Here is a 17,640-nt window from a genome sequence, read left to right as displayed (position 1 = left end):
GCGCGGCGAAGGAATATTTGGGCCTTGTGGCCTGGTAGAGCCGTGCGTTCGAATTTGGCCGGGTGAATTTCCGGCATGAACGCACTATATGAAACTTACGCCGCCGCGGGTGCTCAAGGGTGCTCGTTCGCGGTGCCATAGTTTGAAAACTGCCGGGCCTTGACCCCGGCGTGGATGGAGAACGCTGATGCCTGCTGTGCAGGAGACGATCGATCGAGTTCGAAAGATCGATGTCGACCAGTATAAATACGGATTCCAGACCGAAATCGCGATGGACAAGGCCCCCAAGGGCCTGAGTGAAGACATTATCCGCTTCATTTCGGCCAAGAAGGACGAGCCGTCCTGGATGCTGGAATGGCGCCTGGAAGCCTATCGCCGCTGGCTGACGCTGGACGAGCCGAAATGGGCGCGCGTCCACTATCCCAAAATCGATTTCCAGGACATTTATTATTACGCGGCGCCCAAGAGCACGCCCGGCCCGACTTCGCTCAGCGAGGTCGATCCCGAACTGCTGAAGGTCTACGAGAAGCTCGGCATTCCGCTCAGGGAACAGGAAATCCTCGCCGGCGTGCAGAAGACCGATGCGTCGGAGCTCGAGGAAGCCAGCGACAACGTCTACAAGTCGGGCCGCGTCGCCGTCGATGCGGTGTTCGATTCCGTCTCCGTCGTCACCACTTTCAAGAAGGAGCTGGCGCAGGCCGGCGTCATCTTCTGCTCGATCTCGGAAGCCATCCGCGAGCATCCGGAGCTGGTGAAGAAGTATCTCGGCTCGGTCGTGCCGACCTCCGACAATTTCTACGCGACGCTGAATTCGGCCGTGTTCACCGACGGCTCCTTCGTCTTCGTGCCCAGGGGCGTGCGCTGCCCGATGGAACTGTCGACTTATTTCCGCATGAACGAGAAGAATACCGGCCAGTTCGAGCGCACGCTGATCATCGCTGAGGAGGGGGCTTACGTCTCTTACCTCGAAGGCTGCACGGCGCCGCAACGCGACGAGAACCAGCTTCATGCCGCGGTGGTCGAGCTGATCGCGCTCGATGACGCCGAAATCAAATATTCGACGGTGCAGAACTGGTATCCCGGCGACGCCGAAGGCAAGGGCGGCATCTATAATTTCGTCACCAAGCGCGGCGACTGCCGCGGCCATCGCTCGAAGATTTCGTGGACACAGGTCGAGACCGGTTCGGCCATCACCTGGAAATATCCGAGCTGCATCCTGCGCGGCGACGATTCTAGTGGCGAGTTCTATTCGATCGCCGTCTCCAACGGCTATCAGCAGGTCGACAGCGGCACCAAGATGATCCATCTCGGCAAGAACACGTCGAGCCGCATCATCTCCAAGGGCATTGCCGCCGGCTTCTCGCAGAACACCTATCGCGGCCAGGTCTCGGCGCACCGCAAGGCGACCAACGCCCGCAACTTCACCAATTGCGATTCCCTGCTGATCGGCGATCAGTGCGGCGCACACACCGTGCCCTACATGGAAGCCAAGAATTCGACCGCGCAGTTCGAGCACGAGGCGACCACTTCGAAGATTTCAGAGGACCAGAAGTTCTACGTCATGCAGCGCGGCATCCCGGAAGAAGAGGCGATTGCGCTGATCGTCAACGGCTTCGTCAAGGACGTCATCCAGCAACTGCCGATGGAATTCGCGGTCGAAGCGCAGAAGCTGATCGGGATTAGTCTTGAGGGGAGTGTTGGGTGAGTTAACTGGAACGGCGATCATGGATTTGTTCAAGCGGGTGGAAGGCTTGATATTTGCCGTTCTGATGCTCTTGCTGACATTGGCTGTTGGTGGTGCTGTGATGGCGTTGATAGGCGCAGTGTTTGGCTTGAGTTCGACAAAAACTATTGGTGGTTCGATTGCAGGCTTAAGCGCGGCTGGGTTTTTTGGCTGGATGTTGGTCACCAGCAAGTTTGTACGCGCTTTTCGAGCTTTTAGAAAAGTTCCGTCGCAGGCCGGGCACCGCGAACAAGAAAGTGGAAAATAATGCTTGAAATCAGAAACCTCCATGCCCGTATCGTCGATGACGGCACCGAGATCATCCGCGGCCTGAATCTTTCGGTGAAGGCCGGTGAGGTCGCCGCCATCATGGGGCCGAACGGCTCGGGGAAATCGACGCTGTCCTATATCCTCGCCGGCCGCGAGGACTATGAGGTCACCGAGGGCGACATCCTCTACAACGGCCAGTCGATCCTTGAAATGGATCCGGCCGAGCGCGCTACCGCCGGCATCTTTCTCGCCTTCCAGTATCCGATGGAGATACCGGGCGTGGCGACGATGGAATTCCTGAAAGTGGCGATGAACGAGCAGCGCAAGGCGCGCGGCCAGGAGCCGCTAAAAATCCCGGAATTCCTCAAGCGCGTGAAGGACGCGGCGGCCTCGCTCAACATGGACATGGCGATGCTGAAGCGGCCGCTCAATGTCGGCTTTTCCGGCGGCGAGAAGAAGCGCGCCGAGATCTTGCAGATGAAGCTTCTCGAGCCGAAGCTTTGCGTCCTCGACGAGACCGATTCCGGCCTCGATATCGACGCGCTGAAGATCGTCGCGGACGGCGTCAACACGCTGCGCTCGCCGGACCGCGCCATCGTCGTCATCACCCACTACCAGCGCCTGCTCCAATACATCGTGCCCGATACGGTGCACGTGCTCTACAGGGGCCAGGTGATCAAGTCGGGCGACAAGTCGCTTGCGCTCGATCTCGAGGCCAATGGCTATGCCGGCGTGATCGGGCAAGCCGCGTGAGATGCCAGCAGGCCCGGAAGGCAAGCCAAACAAGGCGATACTGATGAATATGCACACGACACCCCAGCGGACACCGGCCGAAACGGCGCTGATCGACGCCTTTGGCGAGCGGCTGTCGCTGCTGCCCGGCGACGGCGCGGTGATGCTGAAGCGCGACGACGCCATCGAGGCGATCAAGAGCGGCCTGCCGACGCGGCGCGTCGAATCCTGGCACTATACGGACCTGCGCCGGCTGCTGATCTCGGTGCCGGACTTCGATCCGGCAGCGGTCGCGAAAGCCGTTGCGCCGATCGTCGAGGGCTCCAGCGTTTTGCCGGTGCTGAACGGCGTTTCGAATATGAAACTGCCCGATATCGAAGGCGTTGCCGTGCAGCGCCTGTCGGAGAAGCTGACCGACGGCAGCGCAGCATCTGGGCTTGATTCTTATGGCAGCGACGACGCCATCGGCGCGCTCAACACCGCCTTTGTCGCCGACGGCTATTTCGTCGACATCGCCGACGGCGCCCAACTGGAAAAGCCGCTTGAGCTGCAGAATCTGCAGGCCGGTGGACAGACGCATGTACGCCTGGCCGTCCGTGTCGGTGCCGGCGCCAACGCTGTCATCGTCGAACGCCAGGCGGGCGAGGGGGCGGCGCTGGTCAGTTCGGTCAGCCAGCTTGTGCTTGGCGAGGGCGCCGAAGTGACATGGCTTGTCGTGCAGGAGCAGCCGGATACGGCGACGCATCTCGCCCAGTTCAAGGCGCATCTCGGCAAGAATTCGAAGCTGACGCTGTTCGTCATGAATGCCGGCGGCAGACTGGTGCGCCAAGAGGTCGTTGTGAAGACGACCGGCGAGGGCGCCGAATTCACGCTGCGCGGCATCAATCTGCTCGCCGGCGACACCCATACCGACGTCACCATGGTGCTCGACCACGCCGTGCCGCATACCGCATCGACCGAAGTCATCCGCAATGTGGTGACCGGCAAGGCGCGCGGCGTCTTCCAGGGCCGCATCAACGTCCACCAATATGCGCAGAAGACCAACGCCAAGATGGCCTGCAACACGCTGCTTCTGTCGGACGACGGCGAGTTCTCGACCAAGCCGGAACTCGAAATCTTCGCCGACGACGTCGTCTGCGGCCATGGCGCGACCGTCACCGAGATCGACCACAGCCATCTGTTTTACCTGATGGCGCGCGGCGTCGACGAGAAGACCGCGCGCGGCTTGCTGGTCAAGGCCTTCGTCGCCGAAGTGATCGAGGAACTGGACGACGAGGCCATCGTCGAGGCGCTGGAACGTCGGCTCGACGATTGGTTTTTGACGCACGGGTAGAGGTGACTGAGGGGTTGGTGCCAACACCCCTCATCCGTCGCCTTCGGCGCCACCTTCTCCCACAAGGGGAGAAGGAGAGGCGCTCTTCCTTCTCCCCTTGTGGGAGAAGGTGGCCGAGCGAAGCTCGGTCGGATGAGGGGTGCTGGACGGAATGAGGCGATGCCTCGAGAGAGCTTGTGATGGACCAGAAAGTCGAAAACATCCCCTACGACGTCGAGGCGATCCGCCGCGACTTCCCGATCCTGTCGCGGCAAGTTTACGGCAAACCTCTGGTCTATCTCGACAATGGCGCCTCGGCGCAGAAGCCGCAGGCCGTGCTCGACGCTATCCAGCACGCCTATTCCCAGGAATATGCCAACGTCCACCGCGGCCTGCATTTCCTGTCCAATGCTGCGACCGACGCCTATGAGAAGGCGCGCGAGACGGTGCGCCGTTTCCTCAACGCACCGAGCACCGACAACATCGTCTTCACCTCGAACACCACGGCGGCGATCAACACGGTTGCCTATGGTTTCGGCATGCCCAATATCGGCGAAGGCGACGAGATCGTGCTCTCGATCATGGAGCACCATTCCAACATCGTGCCGTGGCATTTCATCCGCGAACGGCAGGGCGCGAAACTGGTCTGGGTGCCGGTCGACGATCTCGGCGTCTTCCACATCGAGGAATTCGAGAAGCGGCTGACCGACCGCACAAAACTGGTTGCTATCACACATATGTCGAACGCGCTGGGCACGGTGACGCCGATCAAGGAGATCGTGCGCATCGCCCATGCCCGCGGCATTCCGGTGCTGGTCGACGGCAGCCAAAGCGCCGTGCACATGCCGATCGACGTGCAGGACCTCGACTGCGACTTTTTCGTCTTCACCGGCCACAAGGTTTATGGCCCGTCGGGCATCGGCGTGCTCTACGGCAAGAAGGATATTCTGGAGCGCATGCGCCCGTTCATGGGCGGCGGCGAGATGATCGAGGAGGTGACGCAAGACATCGTCACCTACAACGACCCGCCGCACCGTTTCGAGGCCGGCACGCCGCCGATCGTGCAGGCGATCGGGCTTGGTGCTGCGCTGGAATACATGGAAAAGATCGGCCGTGAGCGCATCGCAGCGCACGAGGCCGATTTGAAGGACTATGCGCATCAGCGGCTGCGCGCCATCAACTCGCTGCGCATCTTCGGCGATGCGCCCGGCAAGGGCGCCATCATCTCGTTCGAGCTGCAGGGCATTCACGCCCATGACGTGTCGATGGTTATCGACCGGCAGGGCGTGGCGGTCCGCGCCGGCACGCATTGCGCCCAACCGCTGTTGAAACGCTTCGGCGTAACATCCACATGCAGGGCATCGTTCGGCATGTATAATACCAGGGCCGAAGTCGACGCTTTGGCCGATGCGCTGGAAAAGGCGCGAAAGTTCTTCGGGTGACGATCATGGATGATGCCAGCCACACCGCCGAAAGCACGGCACTGGATATGACCACCAATGCGGCGGTTTCCGGGTCAACGATTCCTGCCGACGAACTGGCGCGGCTGACCGACGACATCGTCTCGGCGCTGAAGACGGTCTATGACCCCGAAATCCCGGCCGACATCTACGAACTTGGCCTTGTCTACAAGATCGACATCGAGGACGACCGCTCGGTCAAGATCGACATGACGCTGACCGCACCCGGCTGCCCGGTGGCCGGCGAAATGCCGGGTTGGGTGGAAAATGCCGTCGGCGCCGTCGAAGGCGTTTCCGGTGTCGAGGTCAACATGACCTTCGACCCGCCCTGGTCGCCCGACCGCATGTCGGAAGAGGCACAGGTGGCGGTGGGCTGGTATTGAGATCAGTCGACCTTGCACCGTATGCTTTGGCATAAGCCGTGATCGCTGAGAACAGCTCGTCAAACTTGACGTCGTGGTCTCCCGTGCCAATACACATCGCGTCTAAACCCATCGCTCTATTGGGTCCCCGACTCCAGCGCGCCATTTTGGTCAAAGATGGGCTCTGCCAGACGCTCTCTAGGACTTCTACCAAAAGGAACTTTTGTCGCCGGTAACTCCGCTCAGAAATGTGCTTCACGACACTCCATGGAATGAACTCTGCTGACAGGCGGACGTCCCAAAAGCCCTTAGGCGACAAAACTAGCGTCGGCCGTTTCAAATCGAAAAGACGCACCACAGCGATCACAAAAGTGCCGGTGAACAATATAGCCGTTATCCAACCGAGAAATTGCTTGAAGCTACCTGGAGCGATATTCGGCACTAGGCGCCATCCAAGCGCAATGCCTAAAGTTGTCATCGCTACCGATATAACAGCCAGCAGGCCGAGCCGAGCAGGAGATGACCGAAATTCAACTGTTTGATTGGTGTCAAGCATTTAGCCTCTCGCCATACTTCGATTGTCGCCAACTGAAATTACATCCAAATTGGTTGCAGTAAGCAGAAAACTTCACCATCTTAGGTAAGAATGATCCGCAGGCCTTGAACCCGCGTGAAAGTGGAGAACGATATGGGACGCTTCGCCGTCATCACCATGACCGAAAAGGCCGCCGACCGGGTCCGCGAGATCGTCGCGACCCGCGAGAACGCGCATGGCATCCGCCTGGGCATCAAGAAGGGTGGCTGCGCCGGCATGGAATATACCGTCGATCTGGTGACCGAACCCAACACCAAGGACGACCACATCGAGCGCGACGGCGCCCACGTCTATGTCGCGCCGGAGGCAGCGCTTTTCCTGTTCGGCACCGAGATGGATTTCGAGCAGACGACGCTGCGCACCGGCTTCACCTTCCGCAACCCGAACCAGAGCTCGGCCTGCGGCTGCGGCGAATCGGTCGAACTGAAGCCGGCCGATTTGAAGGCCTTGGCTGAAGCGCGCGCTTCCGCCTGATCTTTCCTTCTCCTCCGTTCACGGGGAGAAGGGACCTAATCCACCCACATTCCTGTTCGTTTGTGCCAGTCGGCAATTGATTCTTCCGGGTAGACGTCGAAGACCTTGTCCCTTTTGCCGATCTCCGGCTCGACCCAGTTCGCCTTGTATTTCAGCATAAGATGCACCTTCTCCGGCGGCTTTGGCAGGTCTGTGTCGATCGCCGAGGCGAAGGGATGCACCAGCTCCGGCCAGGTTGGGTCGTAGAGCCAGAGCGCCGTCCCGCATTTCGTGCAGAAGTTCCGCTCGCCCGTCGAGGTTTCGCGGTGCGGGTGCTCGTCGTCCTCGATCTCGGCGCGATAGACACCGAGATGGCGCTTGCCATGGATTTTCAGCGTCTCGTAATCGGCGCCGAGATTGATGGCGAAACCGCCGCCGCCCTGCTGCTTGCGGCAGATCGAGCAATAGCACAGCATGAACGGCACGGGCGTGTGGCTTTCCACCTCGAAACGCACGGCATTGCACCGGCAAGATCCTTTGAGCAGAAGCGGCATGAAAAACTCCGACGAAATTTGATTCTGAACTTGTCAGGATGGTGCCGGTTACGTCGATGACAAGGGGAAATCCGGGTGACATGATCGCCGCATGGACAACGAGCGCATAGAAGAGCTTTTCGAAGGCCTCGGCCCGGTCAGCATCCGCAGGATGTTCGGCGGCAAGGGCATCTATTTCGACGGCGTCATCGTCGCCATCGTCGTCCGTGGCGAACTGATGCTGAAGGCGGACGCCGAAAGCGCGCCGGATTTCGAAGCGGCCGGGTGCCGGCAATGGACCTACACCGACTCGCGCCACGGCAAGCTCGTGTCTATGCCCTATTGGAGCGTTCCCGACAGCGCTTTCGACGATCCAGACGAGATGGCGATCTGGGCGCGGCGTGCCTACGAGGCAGGACGGCGCGCCGGCAAATAGGCTGCGTCATGCTTCGGCAATTCCGGGCCGCATTTCACGCCAGTTCCCGCGCCGCGGGCACGAGCGCCAGCGCCTCGGCAAAGCTGGCGCTGGTGAAGGCGGCGCGCTCGACGGCGAGCGCCGCGGCGGCAATGCCTTCGCGCAGTGCCGCGCGCAGCGTCAGGCCGCGCAGCAGGGCAGCGATCGTGGCGCCTGCCAATGCGTCGCCGGCGCCGGCAACGTCGGTCCGTTTTTGTAGCGGCCGTGGCGAGATCGAGAACGCGCCGGTTTGGTCGAAACCGAGCACCGGACCGTCGCCGTCGGTGACCACGCCGCTTTTCAGGCCGGCGCGTCTCAGGCCGTCGATGACGCCTTGATCGTCAGCATCGATGTCAACGCCGGCGATCACGCCGGCCTCGTGCCGGTTCATGAAGGCCAGCGCTAGAAGTCCGAGCACCGGCGTCAGCCGCGCCGCTCTGTTGGGCGAGACGGCAAGCGCAAACACCGCCTTGCCGGCGGCGAGTGCCGCCATCCGCTCCAGCGCGGTCGACGGCAGGTTGGCGTCGCACAGGATCGCATCGGCCGAACCGATAGCTTCGCGCACCTTGGCGCGGCGAATTTGCTTGGGAAGCGCCAGCTCGTAGAGCACCATGTCGGCAAGGCCGGCGATCAGTCCGCCATCGCTATCGATCAGCATCGTATGGCTTGGCGTTGCCCGGTCGAGGAACACCGCCGACAGGTCGGCAATGCCGGCCTCGGTGACGGCGCGCAAGACCGTGTCGCCAAGGGCATCGCCGCCGCGCACCGAAAGCAGCGAGGCCGAGGCGCCGCGTCGCACCGCCCAGCGCAAGGCGTTGAAGACGGCGCCGCCAACATGCTCGCGCATCGTGCCGGGGTTCAAGGCGGCTGGCACGAAGGCGCCGGCAACCCGGCCGCGCCGCTCGATATAGGCGCCGCCCACGGCCAGGATCGTCGGGGAGTTCATCATGCCGGCAAAATGCCCTTTGCTGTTGCGCGGGAGGAGACTAGGTCGCTGGGCGGAACCCTGCAATCGCGGGTGCGATTCGGTTGGTGACGGCAGCGGCGCCGCATGCGAGGCGGGAGGCATTGGGAAGCAAATTTACGAAACAAAAATAGAACAAATATGGATATCCGTTATTTTTCAAATCCTTGCCGCTCATTGACAAATGAGAACAAACGAGGTACATTCTTTTAAGGATTGCGGGATTGTCCGGCCTCCATTGACGACCACGGGGTGATGTATCATGGCTCAGAATTCTTTGCGGCTTGTAGAGGACAAAGCGGTGGACAAATCAAAGGCTCTGGATGCGGCGCTGTCGCAAATCGAGCGTGCCTTCGGCAAAGGCTCGATCATGCGGCTCGGCGCAAACGAGCAGGTCGTCGAGATCGAAACAGTGCCGACCGGCTCGCTTGGGCTGGACATCGCGCTTGGCGTCGGTGGCCTGCCGCGCGGCCGCATCGTCGAGATCTACGGGCCGGAAAGCTCGGGCAAGACGACGCTGGCGCTGCACACGGTGGCCGAAGCCCAGAAGAAGGGCGGCATCTGCGCCTTCGTCGATGCCGAGCACGCGCTCGACCCGGTCTATGCCCGCAAGCTCGGCGTCGATCTCGAAAACCTATTGATCTCGCAGCCCGATACCGGCGAGCAGGCGCTGGAGATCTGCGACACGCTGGTGCGCTCCGGCGCCATCGACGTGCTGGTGGTCGATTCGGTGGCGGCGCTGACGCCGCGGGCGGAAATCGAAGGCGAGATGGGCGATTCGCTGCCCGGCCTGCAGGCGCGCCTGATGAGCCAGGCACTGCGCAAGCTCACCGCCTCGATCTCGCGCTCCAACACCATGGTCATCTTCATCAACCAGATCCGCATGAAGATCGGCGTCATGTTCGGGTCGCCCGAGACGACGACCGGCGGCAATGCGCTGAAATTCTATGCTTCGGTCCGCCTCGACATCCGCCGCATCGGCTCGGTCAAGGATCGCGACGAGGTCGTCGGCAACCAGACCCGCGTCAAGGTGGTCAAGAACAAGCTGGCGCCGCCCTTCAAGGTGGTCGAGTTCGACATCATGTATGGCGAGGGCGTCTCCAAGACCGGCGAGCTGGTCGATCTCGGCGTCAAGGCCGGCGTGGTCGAAAAGTCGGGCGCCTGGTTCTCCTACAATTCGCAGCGTCTTGGCCAGGGCCGCGAAAACGCAAAACTGTTCCTGCGCGATAATCCCGACACGGCGCGCGAGATCGAGCTGGCGCTGCGACAGAATGCCGGGCTGATCGCCGAGAAATTCCTTGAAAACGGCGGCTCCGAAAGCAGCGACGACGGTTTCGAGGACGACGCTGGGGTGATGTAGGGCAGGCGACGCCTCGCGGAGCCTCAGCCGGGTTTCGATTTGATGTTTTGATTTTGAGTTTGCGTAATCGATGCGTTTCGAACCGCCGGCCCCGTGCCGGCGGTTTGCGTTTGACGGCGGGGCAGAAGCCATTTCAAAGCGCTGGTGAAAGCGGGGATTTGAGCCCGTTTGGTGTTTCTGGACAGGCTGCGGTGCGACCGCTAAAAGGCCATGTCTATTTTCCGCCGGCAGCCGGCGGTTCTCTCGAAAAGGCAGTATTCATGAGTGGCGTCAACGAGATCCGGTCGGCATTTCTCGACTATTTTCGCAAGGAAGGTCACGAGGTCGTCGCGTCAAGCCCGCTGGTGCCGCGCAACGACCCGACGCTTATGTTCACCAATGCCGGCATGGTGCAGTTCAAGAACGTTTTCACCGGTCTGGAGAAGCGGCCCTATTCGCGCGCCACGACTGCCCAGAAGAGTGTTCGCGCCGGCGGCAAGCACAACGACCTCGACAATGTCGGCTACACTGCGCGCCACCTGACCTTCTTCGAGATGCTCGGCAATTTCTCCTTCGGCGACTATTTCAAGGAGCGCGCCATAGAGCTTGCCTGGAACCTGATCACCAGGGAGTTCGGGCTGAAGAAGGACAAGCTGCTGGTCACCGTCTACCACACCGACGACGAGGCGGCCTCGTACTGGAAGAAGATCGCCGGCCTTTCGGACGATCGCATCATCCGCATCGCGACTTCGGACAACTTCTGGGCAATGGGTGACACCGGGCCTTGCGGGCCGTGTTCGGAGATATTCATCGACCGTGGCGAGCATATCTGGGGCGGTCCCCCCGGCAGCCCCGAGGAGGATGGCGACCGGTTCCTCGAATTCTGGAACCTGGTGTTCATGCAGTATGAACAGGTGACGAAGGAAGAGCGCGTCGACCTGCCGCGTCCGTCGATCGACACGGGCATGGGCCTCGAGCGCATGGCGTCCATCCTGCAAGGGGTTGAAAGCGTCTTCGAAACCGACCTGTTCCGCCACCTGATCGACGCTGCATCGTCGGCGCTCGGCAAAGGTCCGGATGCGGACACCGTCGCATCGTTCCGGGTCATCGCCGACCATTTGCGTTCGTCCTGCTTCCTGGTCGCCGACGGCGTGCTGCCGTCCAACGAAGGACGCGGCTACGTGCTTCGTCGCATCATGCGCCGCGCCATGCGCCACGCGCAGTTGCTCGGCGCCCGCGATCCGCTGATGTGGCGCCTGGTGCCGGCGCTGGTCCGCGAGATGGGGCAAGCCTACCCGGAACTGGTGCGCGGCGAACAGATGATCACCGAGACGCTGAAGCTTGAGGAAACTCGTTTCCGCAAGACGCTGGTGCGCGGCTTGGGCTTGCTTTCGGAGGCGACGGAAAAGCTGGCCTCCGGCGACATGCTGGATGGCGAGACAGCGTTCAAGCTCTACGATACCTATGGCTTTCCGCTCGATCTGACGCAGGACGCGCTGCGCCGGCGCAACATCTCGGTCAACCTTGCCGGCTTCACCGAGGCAATGGAGCGGCAGAAGGCGGAGGCACGCAAAAGCTGGGCTGGTTCCGGCGAGGCCGCAACCGAGACGGTATGGTTCGCGGTGCGTGAGGAGACCGGCGCCACCGAATTCCTGGGTTATGAGACCGAGCAGGCGGAAGGCCTTATCGAGGCGCTGGTCAAGGACGGCAAGACCGTCGACAGTGCCGGCAAAGGCGACGCCGTTGCCGTGGTTGTCAACCAGACGCCGTTCTATGGCGAGTCCGGTGGCCAGATGGGCGATGCCGGCGTCATTTCGGGCGACGGGTTCTCGATCGAGATATCCGATACCCAGAAGAAGGCCGATGGGCTTTTCGTCCATCTCGGCAGGGTGGCCAATGGCACTGTCAAGACTGGCGCGACCGTCGAGCTGAAGGTGGACCACGCGCGGCGCTCCAGGCTGCGCGCGAACCATTCCGCCACACATCTGATCCATGAGGCGCTGCGCGAGGTGCTGGGTACCCATGTGGCGCAGAAGGGCTCGCTGGTCGCGCCCGAGCGTCTGCGCTTCGACATTTCGCACAACAAGCCGATCTCGCCGGACGAGATCGAAGAGGTCGAGCGCATGGCCAACGAGATCGTCGTTCAGAACGGCCCGGTGATCACACGACTGATGTCTGTCGACGACGCCATCGCCGAGGGCGCCATGGCGCTGTTTGGCGAGAAGTATGGCGATGAAGTGCGCGTCGTTTCGATGGGCACGGGCTTGCATGGCGCCAAGGCCAACCGGCCTTATTCGGTCGAGCTATGCGGCGGCACGCATGTCAGGGCGACCGGCGATATCGGCCTGGTGCGCATCGTGTCCGACAGCGCGGTCGCTGCCGGCGTGCGCCGCATCGAGGCGTTGACCGGCGAGGCCGCCAGAAAGCATCTCGACGAACAGGACAAACGGCTGAAGGCGGCCGCCGCCGCGCTGAGGATTTCGGCGGCCGATGTGCCGGCCCGCGTCGAGGCGCTGCTCGACGAGCGCAAGAAGCTCGAAAAGGAGCTGACAGAGGCGCGCAAGAAGCTGGCGCTGGGCGATCGCTCGCCAGCTGGTGTGCCTGCGGAAAACGAAACCATTGCCGGTGTCGGTTTTCTCGGCAAGGCGGTATCGGGCGTCTCGCCAAAGGATCTGAAACCACTGGCCGATGCCGGCAAGAAGTCCCTCGGCTCCGGCGTGGTCGTCTTTGTCGGCGCCGGCGAGGACAACAAGGCGAGCGTCGTCGTCGCCGTTACCGATGATCTGACCGGCCGCTTCAGCGCCATCGATCTGGTGCGCGTCGCGTCCGCGGCATTGGGCGGGCAGGGCGGCGGCGGGCGACCCGATATGGCCCAGGCCGGCGGCCCGGACGCCTCGAAGGCCGAAGACGCGATCGCTGCGGTGAAGGCGGCGCTGGAAGCTGCGTGAATCTGCACCAGTAAGGCCAGGCCGAAGTGGCAGCGGGGATGATGTGGCAACGTTGACCATGTATCAAGTCGACGCTTTTGCCGAACGGGCTTTCCAAGGCAACCCCGCTGCCGTTCTCATTTTGGAGGACTGGCTATCGGACGACGTGATGCAGGCCATCGCAAACGAGAACAATCTTGCTGAAACCGCGTTTGCGCGGCCGAGTGGCGAGGGTTGGGATTTGCGCTGGTTCACGCCGGTTCATGAAGTCGACTTCTGTGGCCATGCTACACTTGCGGCCGCCCATGTGCTGACTACGGAATACGATGGTCAGGGCGAAATGGCCTTCGCCACCCGGGTGGGCGAGCTGCGGGTTTCCCGGCGGGAAGGCGCCTATCAGCTCGATCTGCCGTGTTTTCCGCCGCGGCCCGTCGAGGACGAACTGACCTCGGCGCTGCAAGCGATATTGCCTCAGCGGCCGGTTGCGAGCTTCCGCAATTTCGAGAACCTGTTTGTCGAGCTTGCCGACGAGACAACCGTGCGATCTTTCGTTCCCGATCTGCTCAGGATCGGACGTTTTCATCCTCTCGGCCTGGTCATTACCGCGCCTGGGCAAGCCCATGATTTCGTCTCGCGTTATTTCGTACCCGGAGCTGGCATTCCCGAGGACCCGGTGACTGGCTCCATTCATGCGACATTGGTGCCGTACTGGGCTGAAAAGCTCGGCAAGACGCATGTATCGGCATTCCAATGCTCGCAGCGCGGCGGGCATTTGCTATGCGAACTGGCCGGAGATCGCGTGCTGATCACAGGCCGTGCGAAGACCTTCATGAAGGCGGAAATCTACCTTCCCGATTGAGCGGCTCGCCAATTCGGTGGCTGCTTCGCCTCAGCCAAGATCACGGTATGGCGCTTGGGCCGTGGCGGCGGCCAGATGGCGCAGGCCAGTGGCCTGGAAGAAGCGCCGCTGGAACGGCATAGCGCTCATCAGGGATGCCTTGATGCCTTCAGGGCACGCGTCATTCGCGTCGAGTCGCCCCAGGTCGACAGCCAAATCAGGCAGTCGGTGGTAACGGAGATCGCTGCGCGCAGGCAGTTCAGCAACGGTCCAGGCGACCTCAACTGCTCTTCGGCGTGACGGAGATGGGCAAGCTCTTCTTCGCGGATGGACAGGATGATGCCGTGCAACTCGTGATCGCGTCCGGTTAGAAAGAACAGCTGATCATCGAGATGTCGGTGCACCGCCGCTTCGACCGCTGCGGTGCAGGCCCAGACGCCTTGCGGGCCGAGCAGGGCAGTGAGGAAGCCTAGCAGCCAGCCGCCCCAACTCCAGAATTGCATCACGCGGCACGGTCGGGAATGTCGCAGCGGCATGGCTGCATGGAAAGCCGCGCAATGGCTGCGCTCGTGCCCAAGCATCTGCGACAAAGACGGCACGCAGTCCGGCCAGAAACGCTTCGCGACAAGAATCTGTGCAGAGTAGATTCTGATCGCGCCGTATTCGCCGGCGTGGTTGACTCTGACTATTCTGGCCACCGTCAGTACGTCCTGGTGGGAGAGTTCAGTCATGAATGCGCCCGAGAGTTAAGTCAGCCTGCCGGCAACGCTCGCACGCGCAGCAATGCGGGTCCACCAATCCCGAAGCTCGGCAGACTCGGCCAGCAGGGCTTGCCCCTCGGCGACCTTGACGAAATAGCTGATGATTGGCGCAGCGTGCAGGTCGGCCAGCGTCAGGTCCGTCCCCAACAGCCAAGGCCCTCCGGCTTTCAGCGACGACAGCGCCTGCAATGCCGTTCTCGCCTGCCGCAACCCGTTGGCGATCACGGCTTCGTCGGGTGGCGTTTTCTCCAGCCGCTCGACCGCGACATCCCAGACCATGGCCCTGTAGGCGTAGGCGTCGAGCAGGCCGGTGATCTGGTTCATGCGTGCTCGAGGCCGGGCTCCGACCGGCTGCAGCGCCGGGCCGTCAAAGGCTTCGTCGACATAACGCGCAATCGCGCCGGTCTCGTAGAGGCAAAAGCCGTCATGTTCGAAGGCCGGGATGCGGCCAAACGGCTGGTGCTCGAAGTACCAGCCGGGAATGCCGTCCGCGGCAAAGACGTCGACGGGCACCAGCTCGTAGCCGACGCCCTTTTCCTCGAGCACCAGCCGCACGATGCGCACATAGACGCTGTAGTCCGCGCCGTAGACGACGGGCTTGCCCATGTCGCGGGCTCAGGCCATCGCCTTCTGCAAATTCTCGTCGATCTTGTCGAGGAAGCCGGTGGTCGAAAGCCATGGCTGGTCGGGGCCGATCAGCAGCGACAGATCCTTTGTCATGAAGCCGGACTCGACCGTCTGGATGCAGACCTTTTCCAGGGTCTCGGCAAAGCGCTTCAGTTCGGCATTGTCGTCGAGCTTGGCGCGGTGCGTGAGGCCGCGCGTCCAGGCGAAGATCGAGGCGATCGAATTGGTCGAGGTCTCCTCGCCCTTCTGGTGCTGGCGATAGTGGCGGGTAACGGTGCCGTGCGCGGCTTCCGCCTCGACGGTCTTGCCGTCCGGCGTCATCAGCACCGAGGTCATCAGGCCGAGCGAGCCGAAGCCTTGCGCCACCGTGTCGGACTGAACGTCGCCGTCATAGTTCTTGCAGGCCCAGACATAGCCGCCCGACCATTTCAGGCTGGAGGCCACCATGTCGTCGATCAGCCGGTGCTCGTACCAGAGCTTCTTCGCCTTGAATTCGGCTTCGAACTCCGCCTCGTAGACCTCCTGGAAGATGTCCTTGAAGCGGCCGTCATAAGCCTTGAGGATTGTGTTCTTGGTCGAGAGGTAGACGGGGTAATTACGCAGCAGGCCATAGTTCAGCGAGGCGCGGGCGAATTCGCGGATAGATTCGTCGAGATTGTACATGGCCATGGCGACGCCGGGGCCGGGTGCGTCGAACACATCGTGCTCGATCACCTGGCCGTCCTCGCCGACGAATTTGATCGTCAGCTTGCCCTTGCCGGGAAAGCGGAAGTCGGTGGCGCGGTACTGGTCGCCAAAGGCGTGGCGGCCGACGATGATCGGCTTGGTCCAGCCGGGCACCAGCCGCGGCACGTTCTTCATGATGATCGGCTCGCGGAAGATGGTGCCGCCGAGGATGTTGCGGATGGTGCCGTTCGGCGACTTCCACATCTTCTTCAGCTTGAATTCCTCGACGCGCTGCTCGTCGGGCGTGATCGTCGCGCATTTCACGCCGACGCCGTATTTCTTGATGGCGTTGGCCGAATCGATGGTCACCTGGTCGTTGGTGGCGTCGCGGTGCTCGATGCCGAGGTCGTAATATTCGAGCTTGAGGTCGAGATAAGGGTGGATCAGCTTGTCCTTGATGAACTGCCAGATGATGCGGGTCATCTCGTCGCCGTCGAGTTCGACGACCGGGTTCGCCACCTTGATCTTCGCCATGAAAAGAATGCCTCGCTTTTGGGGAACGGAACGGCCTTGCCCGCACGGCTGCCGGCCCTGGGATGCGGCCCGTATATCAAAGGCTTTTTGGCCGCGCAAACGGCGAACCGCGCCGTAGTGCCGGCATTCTTTGCCAAAGCTTCATTTTCGCCGCCAAATGTGGCAGGGGACTGCGAAATGCCGCAAACAGCAGTTCACTGACAACCATGGCCGCTACCCAGGATCCCGACACCCCTCTTGCCTCCGGAACGCCTGCGTCCGGACCGGCGATCATCCTGGTCGAGCCGCAGCTCGGCGAGAATATCGGCATGGTTGCGCGCGCCATGGCCAATTTCGGGCTTGCCGAGCTGCGGCTCGTCAATCCGCGCGACGGCTGGCCGAGCGACAAGGCGCGTGCCGCCGCAAGTCGCGCCGACCACCTCATCGATGCCGTCACGGTGTTCGACGACCTGGCCTCGGCGGTCGGCGATTTGAACTTCGTCTTCGCCACCACGGCGCGCGCGCGCGACAATTTCAAGCCGGTGCGCGGTCCGGTCGAGGCGGGCAGGGCGCTGCGGGCGCGGCAGCGGGCCGGCCAGCGCACCGGCATCCTGTTCGGCCGCGAGCGCTTCGGCCTCTATAATGACGAGGTCGGCCTTGCCGACGAGATCGTCACCTTCCCCGTCGATCCAGCCTTCTCCTCGCTCAACATCGCCCAGGCGGCCCTGCTGATGTCCTATGAATGGATGAAGTCCGGCCTGGAAAACGAGACCATGACCAACTTTTCCGGCCCTGAAATGCCGCCGGCTGCCAAGGAAGAATTGCACGGCCTGTTTGCGTATCTGGAAGGTGCACTGGAGGCGCGCGGCTATTTCCGCCCGGCAGCGAAGAAGCCGAAGATGGTCGACAATTTGCGCGCAGTGCTGACCCGCCCCGGCTTTGCCGAGCCGGAGCTCAAGGTGCTGCGCGGAATAATATCATCGCTGGACAGGTTCTCGCCGGCCATGCCGCGCGGCGACGGATCGCCCGGCGACGATCCAAGGCGGCTCCCGGCGGCCGCGGCACGCGCTGCGAGGGCGAAAGACAAAGACTAGGCGCGCAAATGCAGCTG

Annotated in this window: 18 protein-coding genes; 12 read left to right on the top strand and 6 right to left on the bottom strand. The window is 62.1% G+C overall.

Annotated features, from left to right (window positions below):
- The first annotated feature begins 187 nt into the window (after window positions 1-187).
- The 6 genes from sufB (at window position 188) to NKJ13_RS18525 (ending at window position 5,880) form a co-directional block, all read left to right on the top strand.
- Window positions 188-1,705: a Fe-S cluster assembly protein SufB gene (gene sufB / locus NKJ13_RS18550; protein WP_352506447.1), complete on the top strand. Its 1,518-nt coding sequence runs from the start codon at window positions 188-190 to the stop codon at window positions 1,703-1,705.
- A gap of 19 nt (window positions 1,706-1,724) precedes the next feature.
- Window positions 1,725-1,991 carry a hypothetical protein gene (locus tag NKJ13_RS18545; protein WP_352506446.1) on the top strand — a complete coding sequence of 89 codons (267 nt, stop codon included), beginning with the start codon at window positions 1,725-1,727 and terminating at the stop codon, window positions 1,989-1,991.
- Window positions 1,991-2,746: a Fe-S cluster assembly ATPase SufC gene (sufC, locus tag NKJ13_RS18540; RefSeq protein WP_352506445.1), complete on the top strand. Its 756-nt coding sequence runs from the start codon at window positions 1,991-1,993 to the stop codon at window positions 2,744-2,746. Before NKJ13_RS18545 ends, sufC begins: the two co-directional genes overlap by 1 nt.
- Window positions 2,747-2,789: 43 nt before the next feature.
- Window positions 2,790-4,058, top strand: a complete 1,269-nt coding sequence (sufD, locus tag NKJ13_RS18535) for a Fe-S cluster assembly protein SufD (protein WP_352506444.1) — start codon at window positions 2,790-2,792, stop codon at window positions 4,056-4,058.
- A gap of 179 nt (window positions 4,059-4,237) precedes the next feature.
- A complete protein-coding gene (locus tag NKJ13_RS18530; RefSeq protein ID WP_352506443.1) occupies window positions 4,238-5,479 on the top strand; it encodes a cysteine desulfurase in 1,242 nt (413 codons plus the stop codon).
- 5 nt (window positions 5,480-5,484) lie between these two features.
- Window positions 5,485-5,880 (top strand): SUF system Fe-S cluster assembly protein, encoded by a 396-nt coding sequence (locus NKJ13_RS18525; protein ID WP_352458424.1) that lies wholly within the window; start codon window positions 5,485-5,487, stop codon window positions 5,878-5,880.
- On the opposite strand, the gene NKJ13_RS18520 is transcribed toward NKJ13_RS18525, so the two are convergent.
- Window positions 5,804-6,415 carry an STM3941 family protein gene (locus tag NKJ13_RS18520; RefSeq protein ID WP_352506442.1) on the bottom strand — a complete coding sequence of 204 codons (612 nt, stop codon included), beginning with the start codon at window positions 6,413-6,415 and terminating at the stop codon, window positions 5,804-5,806. The two genes, NKJ13_RS18525 and NKJ13_RS18520, sit on opposite strands and share 77 nt — an antisense overlap.
- A 132-nt stretch (window positions 6,416-6,547) precedes the next feature.
- Here NKJ13_RS18520 and sufA point away from each other — a divergent pair, with 132 nt between their 5' ends.
- Window positions 6,548-6,928, top strand: a complete 381-nt coding sequence (sufA, locus tag NKJ13_RS18515) for a Fe-S cluster assembly scaffold SufA (protein WP_006206001.1) — start codon at window positions 6,548-6,550, stop codon at window positions 6,926-6,928.
- A gap of 35 nt (window positions 6,929-6,963) precedes the next feature.
- Here the strand turns inward: sufA and NKJ13_RS18510 are convergent, their stop codons facing one another.
- Window positions 6,964-7,461: a GFA family protein gene (locus NKJ13_RS18510; protein WP_352506441.1), complete on the bottom strand. Its 498-nt coding sequence runs from the start codon at window positions 7,459-7,461 to the stop codon at window positions 6,964-6,966.
- Between the two features lie 91 nt (window positions 7,462-7,552).
- On the opposite strand from NKJ13_RS18510, the gene NKJ13_RS18505 reads away from it, so the two are divergent.
- Complete coding sequence (locus NKJ13_RS18505; protein ID WP_352506440.1) at window positions 7,553-7,876, top strand: TfoX/Sxy family protein; 324 nt, start codon at window positions 7,553-7,555, stop codon at window positions 7,874-7,876.
- A gap of 34 nt (window positions 7,877-7,910) precedes the next feature.
- Here the strand turns inward: NKJ13_RS18505 and NKJ13_RS18500 are convergent, their stop codons facing one another.
- Window positions 7,911-8,843: a PfkB family carbohydrate kinase gene (locus tag NKJ13_RS18500; protein ID WP_352777991.1), complete on the bottom strand. Its 933-nt coding sequence runs from the start codon at window positions 8,841-8,843 to the stop codon at window positions 7,911-7,913.
- A gap of 277 nt (window positions 8,844-9,120) precedes the next feature.
- On the opposite strand from NKJ13_RS18500, the gene recA reads away from it, so the two are divergent.
- From recA to NKJ13_RS18485, 3 genes are all read left to right on the top strand, one after another.
- Entirely contained in the window at window positions 9,121-10,218 is a 1,098-nt protein-coding gene (gene recA, locus NKJ13_RS18495; protein WP_023674696.1) for a recombinase RecA, read from the top strand.
- 260 nt (window positions 10,219-10,478) lie between these two features.
- On the top strand, window positions 10,479-13,145 hold the full coding sequence (gene alaS / locus NKJ13_RS18490) for an alanine--tRNA ligase (protein WP_352506438.1): 2,667 nt from the start codon (window positions 10,479-10,481) through the stop codon (window positions 13,143-13,145).
- A 58-nt stretch (window positions 13,146-13,203) separates the two neighbouring features.
- Window positions 13,204-13,983 carry a PhzF family phenazine biosynthesis protein gene (locus NKJ13_RS18485; protein WP_352506568.1) on the top strand — a complete coding sequence of 260 codons (780 nt, stop codon included), beginning with the start codon at window positions 13,204-13,206 and terminating at the stop codon, window positions 13,981-13,983.
- 128 nt (window positions 13,984-14,111) lie between these two features.
- On the opposite strand, the gene NKJ13_RS18480 is transcribed toward NKJ13_RS18485, so the two are convergent.
- Genes NKJ13_RS18480 through NKJ13_RS18470 form a run of 3 tightly spaced genes read right to left on the bottom strand, consistent with a single transcriptional unit; the run spans window position 14,112 to window position 16,550 of the window.
- On the bottom strand, window positions 14,112-14,693 hold the full coding sequence (locus NKJ13_RS18480; RefSeq protein ID WP_352506437.1) for a demethoxyubiquinone hydroxylase family protein: 582 nt from the start codon (window positions 14,691-14,693) through the stop codon (window positions 14,112-14,114).
- A 15-nt stretch (window positions 14,694-14,708) separates the two neighbouring features.
- Complete coding sequence (locus tag NKJ13_RS18475; RefSeq protein ID WP_352506436.1) at window positions 14,709-15,329, bottom strand: glutathione S-transferase family protein; 621 nt, start codon at window positions 15,327-15,329, stop codon at window positions 14,709-14,711.
- Between the two features lie 9 nt (window positions 15,330-15,338).
- Window positions 15,339-16,550: an NADP-dependent isocitrate dehydrogenase gene (locus NKJ13_RS18470; RefSeq protein WP_352506435.1), complete on the bottom strand. Its 1,212-nt coding sequence runs from the start codon at window positions 16,548-16,550 to the stop codon at window positions 15,339-15,341.
- A 206-nt stretch (window positions 16,551-16,756) separates the two neighbouring features.
- Between NKJ13_RS18470 and NKJ13_RS18465 the strand changes: the two genes are divergently transcribed.
- Window positions 16,757-17,623 carry an RNA methyltransferase gene (locus NKJ13_RS18465; protein WP_352690855.1) on the top strand — a complete coding sequence of 289 codons (867 nt, stop codon included), beginning with the start codon at window positions 16,757-16,759 and terminating at the stop codon, window positions 17,621-17,623.
- Window positions 17,624-17,640: the final 17 nt, after the last annotated feature.

Origin of the sequence: Mesorhizobium sp. M0174, from assembly GCF_040322275.1 — a bacterium.
GTDB lineage: Bacteria > Pseudomonadota > Alphaproteobacteria > Rhizobiales > Rhizobiaceae > Mesorhizobium.
This window is presented reverse-complemented; position numbering and strand designations above follow the sequence as displayed.